The organism is Roseateles saccharophilus, from assembly GCF_004342485.1.
GTDB lineage: Bacteria > Pseudomonadota > Gammaproteobacteria > Burkholderiales > Burkholderiaceae_C > Pelomonas > Pelomonas saccharophila.
Genome location: NZ_SMBU01000037.1, coordinates 34,591 through 50,403, shown reverse-complemented (window position 1 = coordinate 50,403; position 15,813 = coordinate 34,591). Strand labels below are relative to the sequence as shown.

Below are 15,813 nucleotides of genomic sequence, written 5' to 3'. Positions count from 1 at the left end.
GTTGCGGGTCCCGTCCAAACCTTCGCGGGACAACAGCTTCTGCTCAACCTCGAATAGCTTGGGACTGCGAGCCCAAATCTACGCGGGACGTAACACGCCCACCTCGCCGGGGTGAAGGCGGATATCAGCCCGCCAAGGGCCGCAGCCACGGCAATGTGAAACAGCGCTGAGCGAATTTTCATGATGGGCGACGTATCCCAATGCCGACGTTTGCGACCGACCGGTCATGGCCGGGACCGTTAGTTCGGGCATCGGCGGCTACCGGCGGCAGTCGAAAGCCGGGGTGGCATTGGCGAATCCGTCCGAGTCTTTGACCTGCACCGCCGCGTTGACCTCAATCACCTCGCAAGGCAACTCCGTCACGCCGAAGCGTGGCCAACGGTGAGGGGCTGCCTCCCAGCCGTACGAATCCAGAAGCAGCTGCGAGGCGCCACCAGCGCCCTTCAGCACGACGACCCACACGTGGGAGTCGATACCTTGCGCCTCCGACGCAACCCAGTAGTGCAGTTGATGTCGTTCGGCGTGTTCAATGCATTTCAGCGCCGCGCCGCGATCTGCCCCCAGAGCCACGAAGCCGCACGCGCGCAACCCGTCGGGAACGATGTTGAGCACCGTCGCTTGCGCCTCGTCCCGCCATCTCCCCGCCTCCTGCTCCTGAAGTGCGGTCAACTCCGCTTGCGACTGCCATGGTCGGCCATCTAGGCAGACAAGGCACAGGCACGTCACGACCCCGCTCAGCAGTGAGGCAAGGACGCCGAAGCTGGAATTGACGATCATGGCTGCCGCAGTCTTTGCGTTGTGCTCTGCACCGTGTTTGGCATGCCAGGGCAAAGCTCATTGAGCGGCATGATGCCTCATTGCCGCCGTTCGCGAATGGCGGGTGGTGGTCGGAACCGGCGCACGAAGTATGTCCATCTTGGCTATGAGACCGGTATCGTGTGCGTACGAACCGGGAGCACAGGCAACACATGGGAACGTCGGGCGCCGCGCTATTCAACGATGACGTTGCAAACGACGTCAAGCGAGACTTTCTGGACCTCTTGAGGCGCGGCATGACGCCCGGTGAGGCGACCGAGGTTCTCGGGACGGACTGGGCCAGCTCCATCGCTGATGCCGACGACGGCCCCACCTACTGGCTGGCATTGGCCGCCACGCAGTGGGCCTATGGTTGCCTCGATGATGAAGTTAAGCGCAGAGCAATCGAAGTCATTGACAACGGGGACGACCTCGCACGCTGGTCGGGCTCGGCGGTAGCTAGGCGCCGCAGAGTCCTCGATGAGCTCAAGCTTCAGTTGCTCGCCCCGCAGCCCAAGGCAAGGCGTCCGCGCAGGCAGAAACCGGTAGAGCCGCCTCCAAGTCATGAGGCAGCCGCGCCAGACGGGCGGGGCAAGGCTGTGGCGTTTAGCCTGCCAGATGCAGCATTCACGCAGGTCTATGTGGAGCGCCTCGTTGGTACATCGCGCGGCGGGGGCAGCATCTTCGTCGCAGAGTGCGAATACGACGAGATTGACCTGCATTGGTTGGTCGAGGGCGGATTGCAGGTCACGTACCCGGCGGGTGCCAAAGTGACACAGAGGTCTGAATCGCACTTCTACTGTGGAGAGGTCACGCCCATCGTCTACCGGACGAAGGGCGCCTAGAACGCGAGGTTTGGCGAGCAGCCAAGCATCCGGTTAGCAGCCGTTCGCGGAGGGCGGCTTCTGGCCGCGACTTCAAGTTCGCGATCCTCCCCCTTAGCGGTCGGTCCAGCTAGGAGTCAGGCTAGGTCTCGTGAAGCCGGCGGGCATATCGGCTCCGTGACGCTCGCGCCGCAATTCGGGCAGGTCACAGGCGCCCATCTAATCTGGTCCTTTTTCTAAGAATCTGCGCCTGTTTTTTTCATCCCGCCGAGGGCACAGTGGCAAGCAGTGGCTGTGGTCGTTCGCCTCGCGATTGACAGCGTCAACAAGAAGTCTGGAGCATCGAAATCATGGAATGGGTCCCCGCCGTATTCATTGCTTTCAAGGTGAGCGTGCTGGGAATCGGAATGTTCCTCGCCATTAAGTGGCACTACGACAAAGCGAAAAAAGAGAAGGGGCCAGCGTCGCAGCGTGCGGTCCTCTGGGCGGGCGGAAAGGTGCTCGTTGTCTTCGTGCTATTGCTCGCCGCCCTACTGTCCCTGGCATTCGGCCTGGGCTCGATGCTCAGCATCGACTTGACCCCTCCATGATCGAGAAGATGGGCGGCCGATACGAACACGCGATCTCCCCAACAAGCCTTCGGGCACCAACCGTCTCATTGCTTGTCCTTCCTCTGACGCGTCGGTCGCCGGGAGAGCCTATTGGCCGACACCCGCCCCAGTCGGTTCAAAGCCGGGCGGAGCTCACGGCCGCAGGACCTGCGATGCGAGCGCATGCCACCCCGGCGTGTCCCACAGCAGATCGGCGGCGATGGCGAATGGCAGGAACAGACCCAGCCAGACCAGGTAGGCCCGCTGCACCGAGCGGTGCCTGACCAGATCCCACAGGAACATCGGCGACACGGCCAGCAGGGTGTAGAGGTCGGTCGCCAACGGGCCGCCCGGCATGGTGGTCGGCAGCCAACTGATTCGGTCAATCGCCGCCGGCAGGGGCAGGACGGTCGCCAGGAACATCATGCGCTTGTGAAAGTCGGCGTCGGTACGCCGTGCGCGCAGGGCCAGGGCGATGCAGACGGGAAAGAGGATGCCGATGCGCAGCTGCAGCAAGGCGATGTTGTCGAGAAAACCGAGCAGATGCCGCAGCTTCTCCTGCACCTGGGGCGGTGCCGCCTGTGCCGCGTTCCAGACCTGCTGATAGATCGTCGGGACGAGGATGATGCCGACGACGACGATGACGGGCACCAGCACGAAGGCCACGCGCCCCAGCAGCATGTGCCGCCCGCGCTGGCCGGTCGCCATCAGCGTGGCTTGGGCGAGCAGCAGCAGCAGGAACGTTCCCATGAGGACGGCATGCGCATGCAGGACCAGAGGGAAGGGCGCCCGCGCGCCGGCCCGCACCATTTCGACCTTCATCAGCGAGTCCGGGATGAAGCCCGTCAAGGTGATGGCGACGAAGAAGGCCGCCATGAAGACCCAGATCCAACGGTCGATGGCCTGCGCGAGCGGGCTGTCGGACGATTGCATCGGCAGTGCGTAGTTCGTGCTCATGGTGCTCCTCGCCGGTTTGTCTTCACAACGAACGGGTCCGCCAATGCACCTGCAAGGAGCGCACCACTGCCCCGTGGAAACGCTGTTTCCTCACTGACGGCCGGGGGCGCGCATCCGCGCTTCGCGCGCCTCAGGCCTCGCAAGTGTCAAATTTTCCGACAGGGGTGGGGCGGCCTCCCGCCGCATGAGCGGGCCAGCCGACCGTCAAACCACCGGGGCCATGCTGCGCCGACCTCGGCGATGACATCGGGCGCTGAAATCGACGAGCACGGTGGCAGCGCTCAATACAGATCCCGCGCCGCCAGCCTCACCTCATGCAGCAACTGCCGCGCCCCCGGCGACATCAGGTGGCCCTCGCGGGTGATGATGCCGAAGGCGTCCATATGGCAGGGCAGCTCGATGGGCAGGATGGCCAGCACGTTCAGCGACGCGTAGTAGCGAGCCACCTCCACCGGCATCACATGCAGCGAATCCGTCTGCTGCAGCAGGGCGGTGATCAGCAGCAGGGCCGTGGTGTCCACCGCATTGGCCGGCGGCTCCAGCGCGGCGCGGCGGAACATCAGCTCCCAGCGGTGGCGCAGCACGCTGCCCGGCGGCGGCAGGATCCAGGGCTGGTCGGCCAGGTCGGCGAGCTTGAGGTTGTCGGCCTTCAGCAGCGGGTGGCCCACGCGGGCCACGGCGCAGGCGGGCTCGACCGTCAGCTCCTCGTAGTGCAGGCCGGCGGCGCCGTCGTCCTCCAGGATGCGGCCGATCATGAAGTCCAGCGAGCCGCGCTGCAGCATGTCCAGCAGCACCTTGCTGCTCTCCATGTGCACGGCGATGCGCAGCATGGGCGCCTGCAGCTTGATGCGGGCGATGGCGCGCGGCAGCAGGCCCATGGCCGGGGTCATGATGACGCCCACCTCCACCTGGCCGCTGAGGCCGTGCTTGAGCGCGACGATGTCGTCATGCGCGGCCGACAGGCTGGTCAGCGCCATGCGCGCGTGGCGGATCATGGTCTCGCCGTAGAGCGTGGGCTCCATGCCGCGCGGGTGGCGCTCGAAGAGCTTCACGTCCAGCATGTCCTCCAGGTCCTTGAGCTGCTTGGACGCGGCGGGCTGGGTCATGCACAGGGCGTCGGCGGCGCGGTGGATGTTGCGCTCGTCGTCCAGCGCGATCAGCAGCAGCAGCTGGCGCGTCTTCAGCCGTGCGCGCAGGAACCAGTTGGGGTTGGGGCTGGCGTCGGTCAGCGCGCCGTTGTCGTCATCGTCGTCTTCGCGGGCCATGGCTCAGGCGAGATTGACGCGGCCGTCACTGGCCAGCACGTTGCTGAGGTCGGTCTCGGTCTCGTCCAGCTGCACCAGCGTGGCCTGGCGGGCGCCGAGCGGGTCGCGGGCCTGCAGTGCCGTCAGGATGGCCTTGTGGCGCGGCAGCGAGAGCTCGTGCGTGTTGGGCAACTGGCTGGACAGGATGATGGACTCGCGCAGCGCCAGCGACAGCATGTTGCCGATATAGGCCAGCAGGTCGTTGCCGGTGGCCTCGGCGATGCGGCGGTGGAAGGCCAGGTCGGGCTCCAGCAGCTCGGCCGTGGTCCTGGCGGCGGCCATGCCTTCGTAGGCGGTGGCGATGCCGGCCAGTTGCTCGTCGCTGGCCGCGCGTGCGGCCAAGGCAGCGGCGGCGGGTTCGAAGATCTGGCGCACCTCGAGCAGCGCCTGCACGAAGTCGCGCTGGGGCTGGGCCTGGATGAGCCAGTACAGCACGTCGGGGTCCAGCATGTGCCACTCGTTGCGCGGGCGCACGATGGCGCCGGCGCGCTGGCGCGACACCACCAGGCCCTTGGCCACGAGCACGCGCACGGCCTCGCGCAGCACGGGGCGGCTGATCTCGTAGCGCTCCAGCAGCTGGGCCTCGGGCGGCAGCTTGTCGCCGGGCTGCAGTTCGCCGCGCACGATGGCCAGACCCAGCTCGCTGACGATGCGGCCGTGCTGGCTCTTGCCCTCGGGCTGGGCGCTGTAGGTGGAATGGTCCGCTCGGGTTCGCATCGGCGGCAGGCTGGTGAATAAGGCCTTCATTATCGAAAGCGCGCGACGAAGCCGCCGTGGGGCGCCAGCATGAGTGTGGCCTGCGGCGCGGCAAGGCGGGATTCGGCGAAGTCGCGCGGGCCTTCGCCATCGGTGACCAGCTGGCCGGCGCGCCGGCCCAGCCAGGCGAGGTCGAGCCGCACTTCGCGTGCCTCCTCGTCGGCGTTCAGGCCGGCGATGAACCATTGCCGTCCGGCGCGGCGCGCCAGCACGACGTAGCGGCCGGGCTCGCCGGCCAGGAAGCGCACCTCGTCCCAATGCCGCGGCAGCTCGCGCAACAGCGTCTTCACATAGGCCGGCGCCGTGGCCATGCCCTCGGGCTTCTCGGCGTAATGCTGGATGCCCGACAGGAAGATGACGCTCTCGGCCAGCTCGAAACCGTTGCGCGTGGCGCGCCGGATGTTGGGGATGTCGCCGAACACCAGGGGCGTGAAGTCCATGGGATCGAAGAGGTTGCGCGCGAAGGGCAGCATGGCCGCATGGCGGGCCACCTTGTCCTGGTCCTCCTGCGTGAAGGTCGTGTATTCCAGCCCTTTCACGGCCTCGGTCGTCAGCAGGTTGGGGTAGGTGCGGGCCCAGCCGCGCGGCAGCGTCGCGCCGTGGAAGTTGAGGAGCAGGCCGGTCGCGGCGGTCTCCTTCAGCAGGTCGATGTAATAGGCCTGCATGGAGGCGCCGTCGCCGCCGAAGAAGTCGATCTTCATGCCCTTCACGCCGAGGGCCTTGAGCCGCGCGAATTCGCGCTGGCGGTCGGCGGCGGTCAGCAGTGCGCTCTTGGGGCTGTACTCGGTGTCGTTCCAGGCGCCCGAGGAGTTGTACCAGGCGAGAAGCCCGACGCCCTTGGTGGCCGCGTAGTCGGCCAGTTCCTTCATCTTCGCGTCGCCGATCCTGCGGTCCCAGTCGGCGTCCACCAGCGTGTAGGGCCAGTGCATGTCGGCGGCGTAGTCGACGAAGCGCTTCTGCACGTCGAACACCGTGCCCTCGTCCTTCAGCAGCGCCCAGCTCCAGGACGCGGGGCCGGGCTTGAGCTTGCTCTTGTCGAAGGGAATGGCCGGCGCGGCCAGGTCGGTGCCCAGCGTCGACTCCATGACCGTCTTCAGCGGGCCGATGGCGAGTACGCGCCAGGGCGTCGTCAGCGGACCGTCCATCTGAGCCAGCAGATGGCCGCCGGTGAAGATCTCGCTGGGGTCAGGCAGGCCGATGCGGTAGACGCCGCCGGCCGAGTCGGCCTGCAGGCGCGACGCATGGAAGCGCCCGTCCATGCCGGCCTCGGTCAGCGCGACCCAGTTGGCGCCGGCGCGGAACAGCGCGGGGAAGACCCAGCCGGCCTGCGTGGGCGCCGGCGTGCCGACGGCGATATCGGTCTGGTAATGCTCCTCGTAGGACGGGTTGGTGCGCTTCCAGCCCGTCTTGGCGACGGACATGGGCTGCAGCCAGGCGCGTGCCTCGGGCGCGAAGGCAAAGCTCGTCGCCTCGTCCCTGAAATGCTTGGGGCCGGCGCCGCCCACCGTGTAGCGCAGGGCCAGGCCGTCGTTGGAGGCGCGCAGCGTCAGCAACAGCTTCTGGCCGGCGGCGTTGGCGACGGTGAAGCTCTGCTCATTGGCGCGGACCTCGACGCTGCTGCGCTTGCCGGCGGTCAATGTGTAGTGCTCGTGGTGCGGCTTCACGGGCGAGGCGGCGGCGAGGCTGAGGCCGTTCGCGAAGTCGCCTTCCTCCAGCACCAGGCCCAGGCGCGAGGCCAGCAGCACCGGCTCGCCAGCGCGCTGCACCGTGTAGACGAGCTGCTGCGCGGGGTTGATCGACACGTCGACCCGGAGCCGGCCGTCGGGGCTGCTCAGCGCGTGAGCCAGGGCGGGCAGGGCGAGCAGCAGCGATGCAGTCAGGCGCATGGCGATCTCAGAGGGTGTAGAGGCCATCGGCCACCGGCGTGCCGAAGTCGGGAAAGCCGTCGGCGCGCCAGGCCAAGGCCTGCACGCGCGCGTGGCGATTGGGGTCGTTGAGCGGGTCACCGACGATGTCGCTGTAGTTGCGCGCGTGGTAGACGATCAGGTCGGTGCGGCCGTCCGGCGTCGTCGTGAAGCTGTTGTGGCCGGGCCCGAACTGGCCCGCGGCCTCGTTGGTCCTGAACACCGGCAGTGGCGACTTCTGCCAGCTGTGGCGGTCCAGCAGGTTGGCGCCCTCGTCCGCCCACAGCAGGCCCATGCAGTAGTTGGCATCGGTCGCCGCGGCGGAGTAGGCGATGAAGACGCGGCCGTGGCGCTTCAGCACGGCCGGACCTTCGTTGACGTGGAAGCCGATACGCTCCCAGGCCAGATCGGGGCGACTGATGCAGACGGGTGCGGACTTCAGCGTCCACGGGTTGGCCAGTTCGGCGAGGTAGAGGTTGCTTTCCGTCGGCGGGCTCTTCTGCGCCCAGCAGAGGTAGTGCCGGCCGCCATGCTCGAAGGGCGTCGCGTCCAGCGAGAAGCCCTCTTCGGGCGTGAGGATCTGGCCGCGCTCCACCCAGGCGTCGCGCAGCGGGTCTTGCCCCGAGCACTCGAGCACATACATGCGCAGCTTCCAGATGTCGCCGCGTTCGCTGGCCGCGAAGTAGACGAACCAGCGGCCGGCTATGCGGTGCAGTTCGGGGGCCCACACGTGATAGCTCATCGGGCCGCTGTCGTGCTTGCGCCAGATGACCTTGGGGGTGGCGGTCGCGAGGCCTGCGATGCTGTCGGCGCTGCGGATCTCGATGGCGTCGTAGCTCGGCACCGACGCGGTGAACCAGTAGCGGCCGTCGACCCGGCTCAGATGCGGGTCGGCGCGCTGCTCGACGAGGGGGTTGGTCCAGCTGATGCTCATGCGCGAACTGCCTTCGTGACGATGACGTTCCACGACGCCGGCTTGAGCTTCACGCGCAGCTGCTCGCCGTCGATGGCGATGCCGGCCAGCGGCTGGGGCGCGACGCGGTCGGGCGCGTCGATGGTGTTGGCGGCATGGAGGTCGGCCGAATGCAGCTGCTCGGCCTGCACCAGCTCGCGGCCGGCGCCCAGGCCGCGCAGCGTGATGCCCAGGTCCATCTCTTCGGTGAGGTGGCGGTTCAGCAGGAAGACCGCCGTCTGCCCGGTGGACGCGTCGTCGACGACGCTGGCGCACAGCCAGGGCAGCTCGCCGTGCTTCGCGTTCGCACAGCCGGGCGACTTGACGACAGGCCGCAGCACGTCGCCGTGCGCCCAGCGCGCCGCCTGCGCGAAGGGATGAAAAATGGTCTGCCGCCAGGCCGGCCCGCCGGGCTCGGTCATGATGGGCGCGATGACATTGCACAGCTGGGCCATGCAGGCCACCTTCAGGCGGTCGGCATGGTTCATCATCATCGTCAGCATGCCGCCGATCAGCAGCGCGTCCTCGGCCGTGTAGACCTCTTCCAGCAGGCGCGGCGCCTCGGGCCAGCCGGCCTGTTTCAGGTGCTCGCCGTGGCGGGCGCGGTACCAGACGTTCCACTCGTCGAAAGACAGCATCAGCCGCTTGCTCGACCGCTTGCGCGTCGCCACCGCATCCGCAATCGCCACCGTGTCCTCGATGTAGCGCGCATTCGTCTCGATCTGCGCGAAGAAGCTCTCGGTGGATGTGTCCGCCGGCGGCTTCACGAAATAGCTGTGCAGCGACAGATAGTCCACCTGCTCGAAGCAGTGCTCCAGCACGCGGTCTTCCCAGGCGCCGTAGCTCGGCATGTCGTAGGCCGAGGAGCCGCAGGCGGCCAGCTCGATGCTCGGGTCCACCCAGCGCATCAGCTTGGCCGTCTCCTTGGCGATGCGACCGTATTCGTCGGGTGTCTTCTGGCAGATCTGCCAGGGACCGTCCATCTCGTTGCCCAGGCACCAGAACTTGATGCCCAGCGGCTCCTCGGCCCCGTGCGCGCGGCGCAGGTCCGACAGCGCCGTGCCGCCGGGGTGGTTGCAGTATTCGAGGTAATGGCGGGCCTCGTCCGGCCCGCGGGTGCCGAGGTTGACGCCGAACATGGGCTCGATGCCGACCTTGCGACACCAGTGCATGAACTCGTGCGTGCCGACCTGGTTGGTCTCGGTGGAGAACCAGGCCAGGTCCAGGCGGCGCGGGCGCTGGTCCTTGGGACCGACGCCGTCCTCCCAGTTGTAGCCCGACATGAAGTTGCCGCCGGGGTAGCGAACGAGGGTCGCGCCCAGCTCCTTCGTCAGCTCGGCCACGTCGCCGCGAAAGCCCTGCTCGTCGGCGGTCGGGTGGCCCGGCTCGTAAAGCCCAGAGTAGACGCAGCGGCCGAGGTGCTCGACGAAGACGCCGAACAGGCGGCGGTCCAGCGGCGCGAGGGCGAAGTCGCGGTCGACGGTGAGCGAAGCTTCAAACATCAGCGGCGGGCTTTCTTCAGGGCGGTGTTGACGCGTTTCTCGACGCTGGCCTGTACGTCGTCGACCGGCTTGGCCGACAGCATCAGATTGGCCACGTCCTCGCCGATCAGCAGTTCGATGGCGCGCTGCGTCGGCACATTGCCCGGCATGCCGATGCCGGTGCGGGTGATCTCGGCCAGCGGCTCGCGCAGTGGCAGCGCGCGGAAGGCCGCGCTGCCCGCCACCGACTGGCGCACCGGCAGGTGGCCGGTGCGCGACCACTCGGCGCTGTGGTCCCAGATGAACTTCAGGAACTTCAGCGCCGCTTCGTGGCCCTTGGCGTCGGTCGTGCCACCCTTGAACAGCGCCCAGGAGTGGCCGTCGGCGAACACGGCCGGCCGCTCGTAGAGCTGGGGGAAGGGCACGACCGTGTAGCCGCCCTTCAGCGGCGAATCGGCCTTGCGCGACTCGCGCAGGAACTGGTCGATGGTCCAGGTGCCGACGACGACGACCCCGGCCTCGCCGTTCAGGAAGGCCTGGTTGGCCGCGGCGTAGTCCAGGTTGGGTTTGACCAGGCCTTCCGCGTAGAGGCGCTGCAGCAGCGTCAGTGCATTGGTGACGGCCGGCTGGTGCATCTGGATGGTCTTGCCGTCCGCCGAGAACAGCTGGGCGCCCTGCTGCGCGACCAGGGTCAGAAAAGTGCGGTCGTTGGCCGCCGTCTCGTTGGCCACCGCCCACGCGAAATAGGGCTTGCCGGTGCGCTGCCTGAACTGCCGCGCCTGGGCCAGCAGCTCCTCGGGCGAATGCGGCAGCAGCGGCCTGCCGTCGGCGCCCATCAGCCCGGCCTGCTTCATCAGCCGCGTGTTGATGTGCCAGAGCCAGGCCCAGGTGTCGAAGGGCAGGGCATAGGTCTGGCCGTTGAACGAGGTGCCACGTGCGGCGTGCTCGGTGAAGTCGGCCTTGGCTATGCCGATGCGGGCGAAGTCCGCATCCAGCGGCAGCACGAGCTTGCGGCGCACATAGTCGCCGAGGGCCGATTCGTGCATGACGGCGACGGCCGGGATGTCCTTGGCGACGAGGCGGGCGGTGAGCTGGTCGTAGTAGGGCCCCCACTCGCCGATCTGCGTGCGCACGACGATGCCGTCGGTGTTGGTCGCGTTGAACTCGTTGACCAGGGCCGTGACGATGCCGCATTCGCCGACGCCTTCGGAGGCCTTCACCACCTGGCCGTACTGCGCCTCGCAGCTGCCGAAGAAGCGCATCAGCGTGATCTCGGTCTTGCCCGGGTCGGGCGTGTGGGCGCTGCAGGCCGCGAGCAGGGCCGTGCAGAGCATGAGGCAAAGGCGCTTCATCATGACTTGCCCGTTCCGGCGACCGCGGTGACGAGGTGGCGCTGGAAGAAGAGATAGAGCATCAGCGCGGGCAGGCCGGCGAACACGGCCTGGGCCATCAGGAAGCCCAAACCCTCCGACTGCGCGAAGTTGGTCTGCGTGGAGGCGAGGCCGCGGGTCAGCGTGTACATCTCGGGCTTGGTCGCGATGACGAGGGGCCAGAGGTAGTCGTTCCAGCAGGCCAGGAAGGTGAAGATGCCCAGCGTGGCCTGGGCCGGCAGCGTCAGCGGCAGCACGATGCTGAAGAAGGTCTTGAAGCGCGAGGCGTTGTCCAGCAGCGCGGCCTCCTCCAGCTCGGTCGGGATGGCCTTGAAGTACTGCGTCATCAGGTAGACGCCGAAGGGCGCGGCCAGGCCCGGCAGCGCGAGGCCGGCCAGCGTGTTCTGCAGGTTCCAGTCCGAGAACAGCCGGTGCAGCGGGATGAAGACCGACTGCGCCGGCACCGCGAGGCCGAACATGACGAGGGCGAAGAGCGCCCGCCTGCCGGGGAACTCGCAGCGTGCGAAGCCATAGCCGGCCAGCGACGACAGGATGAGCACGCCGACCGTCTGCAGCAGCGCCACCGCCGCGCTGTTGCCCAGCCAGCGGAACACCTGCGAGGTCTGCAGGATGTCCAGGTAGTTGGCCAGCGTGTAGGGCGGCGCGAGGAAGACGTCGGTGTGGCGCAGCAGGAACTCGTTGGGCTTGAACGAGAGCGCCAGCACCCACAAGAGCGGTGCGATCCAGGCCAGGGCCAGCAGCGTCAGGCCGGCCATCACGAGGCGGTCGAACCAGCCGCGTCTCAGCAAGGGGTTCATCGCTGGCCTCCCTTGTCGCGTTCCAGCCAGAGTTGGGCCGAGACGCCCACCAGCATGATGGCCAGCAGCACCTGCGAGGCAGCCGTCGCGTAGCCCAGGGAGAGCTGCATGAAGGCCTGCTCGTAGATGAACTGCACGATGGAGCGGGTCGTGTTGTTGGGCCCGCCATTGGTCATCAGCATGATCTGCGGGAAGACCTGGAACTCGCGGATCACCTCGATCAGCGCGACGAGGACGATGGCGCGCTTCAGGCTGGGCAGCGTGATGTGGGTCAGCACGCGCCAGCGCGGCGTGTTGTCCAGCGCGGCGGCCTCGTAGATGTCGGAGGGGATCTGCTGCAGGGCCGACAGGAAGAGGATCATCGGCAGGCCGATGATCCACCAGACGGTGACGAGGGCGATGGTCAGCAGAGCGAGGTTGTCGCTGGTCAGCAGCGGCAGCTCGGGGATGCCGAGGGCCGCGAACAGCTGGGCGACGAGGCCGCGCTCGGGCATCAGCGCGAGCTTCCACACGAGGGTGATCAGCGTCACCGAGAACACCGATGCGCAGAAGAAGGTGGCACGCAGCAGCGCGGCGAGCCTGCCGGGGCGGTTGAGGGCGAGCGCCAGTGCCAGCGACAGGACCACGAAGATGGGCGTGCTGATCGCGACGAAGCGGATCGTGTTCCACACGACCTGGTGGAAGACCTCGTCGTTGAGCAGTTCCCGGTAGTTGCCCAGGCCCACCCAGAGGCTGTCGTCGGACAGCAGGTCGTGGTCGTGGAAGCTGATCCACACGCCCTTGGCCAGGGGCCAAAGCAACAGCAGGGCGTAGATGGCGACGAAGGGCAGGACAAAGAAGGCGTAGGCGGGGCGCGGGGCGCGCAGGCCGACGGTTGCGGCACTCATGCCAGCGCCTCTTGCGCATGGTGGGCCCGGCCGGCCTCATCGAACAGATGCGCCTCGGCCACATCCACGCTGACGGCGACATGCGAGCCCGGCTTCGGCGAAGCGCCGGCTGGCACCGTGACGATCAGCGGGCTGCCGTCTTCGAGCTTCAGGTGCGCCAGCGTGCGCTCGCCGAGGAACTCGACGAGCTGGACGCGGCCGCGCAGCGGGCCCTGCTCGCCGATGCTCAGGTTCTCGGGCCGCACACCCAGCACCAGGCCCTGCGCGGGCAGGCCTTCGGCCGCGACCCGCGTCGCCACGTTCTGCCCGCCCGGCACAGTCACCACGGCGCGGCCCTGCTCGTCGCCTGCGCGCTGCACCGGCACGAAACCCATGCCCGGCGTGCCGATGAAGCTCGCGACGAAGCGCGTGGCCGGGCGGCGGTAGAGCTCGGTGGGCGTGGCGACCTGCTCGATGGCGCCGCCCTTCATGACGACGATGCGCGTCGCCAGCGTCATCGCCTCGATCTGGTCGTGCGTGACGAAGACCATCGTCGCGCCCAGGCGCTGGTGCAGCTGCGCGAGCTCCAGCCTTGTGCGACCCCGCAATGCCGCATCGAGATTCGACAGCGGTTCGTCGAACAGGAAGATGCCCGGCTCCTTCACCACCGCGCGGCCGATGGCGACGCGCTGGCGCTGGCCGCCGGAGAGCTGGCCGGGCTTGCGCTCGAGCAGCGCGTCCAGCTCCAGCATGCGGGCCGACTCGGTGATGCGCCGGGCGATCTCGTCGGCCGGGATGCCGATGTTCTTCAGCCCGAAGGCGAGGTTGTCCCGCACCGACATGTGTGGATAAAGCGCGTAGTGCTGGAACACCATGGCCAGGTTGCGCTGGCCCGGGGCGGCGGCCGTCACGTCGTGGTCGCCGATCAGGATGCGGCCCCCCGTCACCTCCTCCAGGCCCGCGATCATGCGCAGCAGGCTGGTCTTGCCGCAGCCCGAGGGGCCGAGGAAGACGACGAACTCGCCTTGCGCCACGTCCAGCGACAGGTTCTCGATGACCTGCACGGCGCCGTAGCGCTTGCAGACGTTCTCCAGCTTCAGGCCAGCCACGTGGGTCTCCGGTTCATCATTCTTCCTGGATGCTCGGCCAGCCGTCGGCGGACCAGCTCAGCCTCGCGATGCGCAGATGCGGCCGGCCGCCGTCTTCGGCGTCGTAGGCATGGCGCACGATGACGTCGCCGACGACGTCCTGGTGGCCCGGCCCCTTCCAGCGCTTGCCGCCGGCCTCGATCAGCGTGCCGCCGCCGTCCAGCATGGGCACACCGTCGCGGTCGACGAAGGGGCCGCCCACATCGCGTGCGCGGCCGACGCGGATGTTGTAGCTGCTGTCGACGCCGCGGCAGCAGAGGTCGTGCGAGACGAAGAGATAGGCCCAGTCGCCATGGCGCACCAGGGTCGGCGCCTCGATGCCGCCGCGGTGGCGGGCGATGAAGCGGGTCTCGCCGATGGGGTGCAGCGTGGCCGCGTCCAGCTCGGTCAGGCGGATGCCGCCCCAGAAGGAGCCATAGGTCATCCACAACCGACCGTCGCGGTCGCGCATCACGTCGGGGTCGATGGCGTTGAAGTCGTCGCCAGCGCCGCTCTGCACGATGAGGCCGTCGTCGCGCCAGTCGGTGGCGTCGGGCGCCGTGCTGCTGGCCAGGCCGATGGCCGAGCGGTTCTTGCCGAAGGTGGAGATGGAGTACAGCACCCAGGTGCGGCCGGCATGCACGAAAAGCTTGGGCGCCCAGACATCCAGCCGCCGGTGTTCGGGCACGGCCTCGGCCCACCAGGCGGGGGCTTCACTGAAGACGGGCGCGAGGCGGCGCCAGGTCTTGCCGGCGTCGCGGGATTCCAGCCGCTGGATGCCCCGCCCGGTCGTGAAGGCGAACCAGTGCGCGCCGTCCATCAGCAGCGTCGGGTCGTGGGCGCCGGTGTCGCCCTGGGGCTCCACGGCCGACACCTGCATGGCCAGCGCAAGGGCCAGGATCGCTACCAGCGCCAACAGCGCGCGCATCACTGGCCCCAGCGCAGGACCAGGGGGTCGAGGCGGCGGGCGGCGTCGAGGAGGCCGGCGCGCACTTCGGGGCTCATCTCGGGGAAGGGATGGCGCGGCGCATCGCTCCTGATGACGCCGCCTTCCTTCATCAATGCCTTGGCGGTCAGGATGCCGCCCTGGCGGTTCTCGTAGTTGATCAGCGGCAGCCAGCGGCCGTACTGGGCCACGGCCTCCTCGCGGTCGCCGGCGTGGAAGGCGTCGAAGATCTTGCGGATGCCGTCCGGGAAGCCGCCGCCCGTCATCGCGCCGGTGGCGCCGGCGTCCAGGTCGGCCAGCAGCGTGATCGCCTCCTCGCCGTCCCAGGGGCCTTCGATGGCCGCGCCGCCGACGCGGATCAGCTCGCGCATCTTGCTGGCGGCCTGGGGCATCTCCAGCTTGAAGTACTTCACGTTGGCGATGTTCTGCGCCATGCGCGCCAGCAGCGGCACCGGCAGCGGCGTGCCGGCCACCGGGGCGTCCTGGATCATGATGGGAATGCGAATGGCGTCGGACAGGCGCTGGTAGAAGCCCTCGATCTGGCCCTCGGACACGCGGAAGGTGGCGCCGTGGTAGGGCGGCATGACCATGACCATGGCCGCGCCGAGTTCCTGAGCGAGCCGGCTTCGCTCGATGCAGATCTGCGTTGCGTAGTGCGTCGTCGTGACGATGACGGGCACGCGGCCGGCCACGTGCGCCAGGATGGCCCGCGTCAGCGTCTCGCGCTCGGCGTCGGACAGCACGAACTGCTCGGAGAAATTCGCCAGGATGCACAGGCCGGTGGAACCGGCATCGATCATGAAGTCGATGCAGCGCAGCTGGCCCGGAAGGTCCAGGCCGCCATCGGCGTTGAAGATGGTCGGAACGACGGGAAAGACGCCCCGATACGGGCGGGTGGCGGAGGCGCTCATGATGCGGGCCTTGTCTCGGAGAAGTTGGATCAGGCACCGGCAAGCGGCGCGCGGGCCAGCTGTCGTCGCCGGCATGTCGTCATTAAAGTATGACTATTTATGAATGATCATCGGGGTTAACCCGAAAATTGCCCGCTTCCAAAGAAAAAAAGTATGACTAATAATGGCCACCAAGCCGGGCCCATGCCGCCCGCGCAATGCCTTTCGGAGAC

At 67.9% G+C, this 15,813-nt stretch carries 15 protein-coding genes; 2 read left to right on the top strand and 13 right to left on the bottom strand.

The genetic code is table 11. The features are described 5' to 3' along the window. Window positions 1-258: 258 nt before the first annotated feature. Window positions 259-777, bottom strand: a complete 519-nt coding sequence (locus EV671_RS22005) for a hypothetical protein (RefSeq protein ID WP_132575837.1) — start codon at window positions 775-777, stop codon at window positions 259-261. 191 nt (window positions 778-968) lie between these two features. Here EV671_RS22005 and EV671_RS22000 point away from each other — a divergent pair, with 191 nt between their 5' ends. Next, complete coding sequence (locus tag EV671_RS22000) at window positions 969-1,640, top strand: hypothetical protein (protein WP_132575835.1); 672 nt, start codon at window positions 969-971, stop codon at window positions 1,638-1,640. Between the two features lie 329 nt (window positions 1,641-1,969). Then, entirely contained in the window at window positions 1,970-2,209 is a 240-nt protein-coding gene (locus EV671_RS21995) for a hypothetical protein (protein WP_415840493.1), read from the top strand. A 153-nt stretch (window positions 2,210-2,362) separates the two neighbouring features. Here EV671_RS21995 and EV671_RS21990 read toward each other — a convergent pair whose 3' ends face one another. The 12 genes from EV671_RS21990 to EV671_RS21935 form a co-directional block, all read right to left on the bottom strand. Next, window positions 2,363-3,166: a hypothetical protein gene (locus EV671_RS21990; RefSeq protein ID WP_132575831.1), complete on the bottom strand. Its 804-nt coding sequence runs from the start codon at window positions 3,164-3,166 to the stop codon at window positions 2,363-2,365. A gap of 281 nt (window positions 3,167-3,447) precedes the next feature. Then, window positions 3,448-4,431, bottom strand: coding sequence for a LysR family transcriptional regulator (locus tag EV671_RS21985; protein ID WP_132575829.1), 984 nt, complete (start codon window positions 4,429-4,431; stop codon window positions 3,448-3,450). Window positions 4,432-4,434: 3 nt separating this feature from the next. After that, the gene (locus EV671_RS21980) at window positions 4,435-5,187 is read right to left on the bottom strand and encodes a FadR/GntR family transcriptional regulator (RefSeq protein ID WP_165917679.1); all 753 of its coding nucleotides are present in this window, start codon (window positions 5,185-5,187) and stop codon (window positions 4,435-4,437) included. Window positions 5,188-5,216: 29 nt separating this feature from the next. Continuing rightward, window positions 5,217-7,112, bottom strand: a complete 1,896-nt coding sequence (locus EV671_RS21975; protein WP_132575825.1) for a glycoside hydrolase family 97 protein — start codon at window positions 7,110-7,112, stop codon at window positions 5,217-5,219. Between the two features lie 7 nt (window positions 7,113-7,119). Next, window positions 7,120-8,064: a glycoside hydrolase family 43 protein gene (locus EV671_RS21970; protein WP_132575823.1), complete on the bottom strand. Its 945-nt coding sequence runs from the start codon at window positions 8,062-8,064 to the stop codon at window positions 7,120-7,122. Next, window positions 8,061-9,584 (bottom strand): arabinosylfuranosidase ArfA, encoded by a 1,524-nt coding sequence (gene arfA, locus EV671_RS21965; protein WP_132575821.1) that lies wholly within the window; start codon window positions 9,582-9,584, stop codon window positions 8,061-8,063. Before arfA ends, EV671_RS21970 begins: the two co-directional genes overlap by 4 nt. After that, window positions 9,584-10,918, bottom strand: a complete 1,335-nt coding sequence (locus EV671_RS21960; RefSeq protein WP_132575819.1) for an extracellular solute-binding protein — start codon at window positions 10,916-10,918, stop codon at window positions 9,584-9,586. Before EV671_RS21960 ends, arfA begins: the two co-directional genes overlap by 1 nt. Continuing rightward, window positions 10,915-11,751 (bottom strand): carbohydrate ABC transporter permease, encoded by an 837-nt coding sequence (locus tag EV671_RS21955; RefSeq protein ID WP_132575817.1) that lies wholly within the window; start codon window positions 11,749-11,751, stop codon window positions 10,915-10,917. Before EV671_RS21955 ends, EV671_RS21960 begins: the two co-directional genes overlap by 4 nt. After that, complete coding sequence (locus EV671_RS21950) at window positions 11,748-12,638, bottom strand: carbohydrate ABC transporter permease (protein ID WP_132575815.1); 891 nt, start codon at window positions 12,636-12,638, stop codon at window positions 11,748-11,750. The genes EV671_RS21955 and EV671_RS21950 overlap by 4 nt, the downstream gene beginning before the upstream one ends. Next, window positions 12,635-13,726 carry an ABC transporter ATP-binding protein gene (locus EV671_RS21945; RefSeq protein WP_132575813.1) on the bottom strand — a complete coding sequence of 364 codons (1,092 nt, stop codon included), beginning with the start codon at window positions 13,724-13,726 and terminating at the stop codon, window positions 12,635-12,637. Before EV671_RS21945 ends, EV671_RS21950 begins: the two co-directional genes overlap by 4 nt. Window positions 13,727-13,742: 16 nt before the next feature. Continuing rightward, window positions 13,743-14,672 (bottom strand): arabinan endo-1,5-alpha-L-arabinosidase, encoded by a 930-nt coding sequence (locus tag EV671_RS21940; protein ID WP_132575811.1) that lies wholly within the window; start codon window positions 14,670-14,672, stop codon window positions 13,743-13,745. After that, the gene (locus tag EV671_RS21935; protein WP_132575809.1) at window positions 14,672-15,601 is read right to left on the bottom strand and encodes a dihydrodipicolinate synthase family protein; all 930 of its coding nucleotides are present in this window, start codon (window positions 15,599-15,601) and stop codon (window positions 14,672-14,674) included. Before EV671_RS21935 ends, EV671_RS21940 begins: the two co-directional genes overlap by 1 nt. Between the last annotated feature and the right edge of the window lie 212 nt (window positions 15,602-15,813).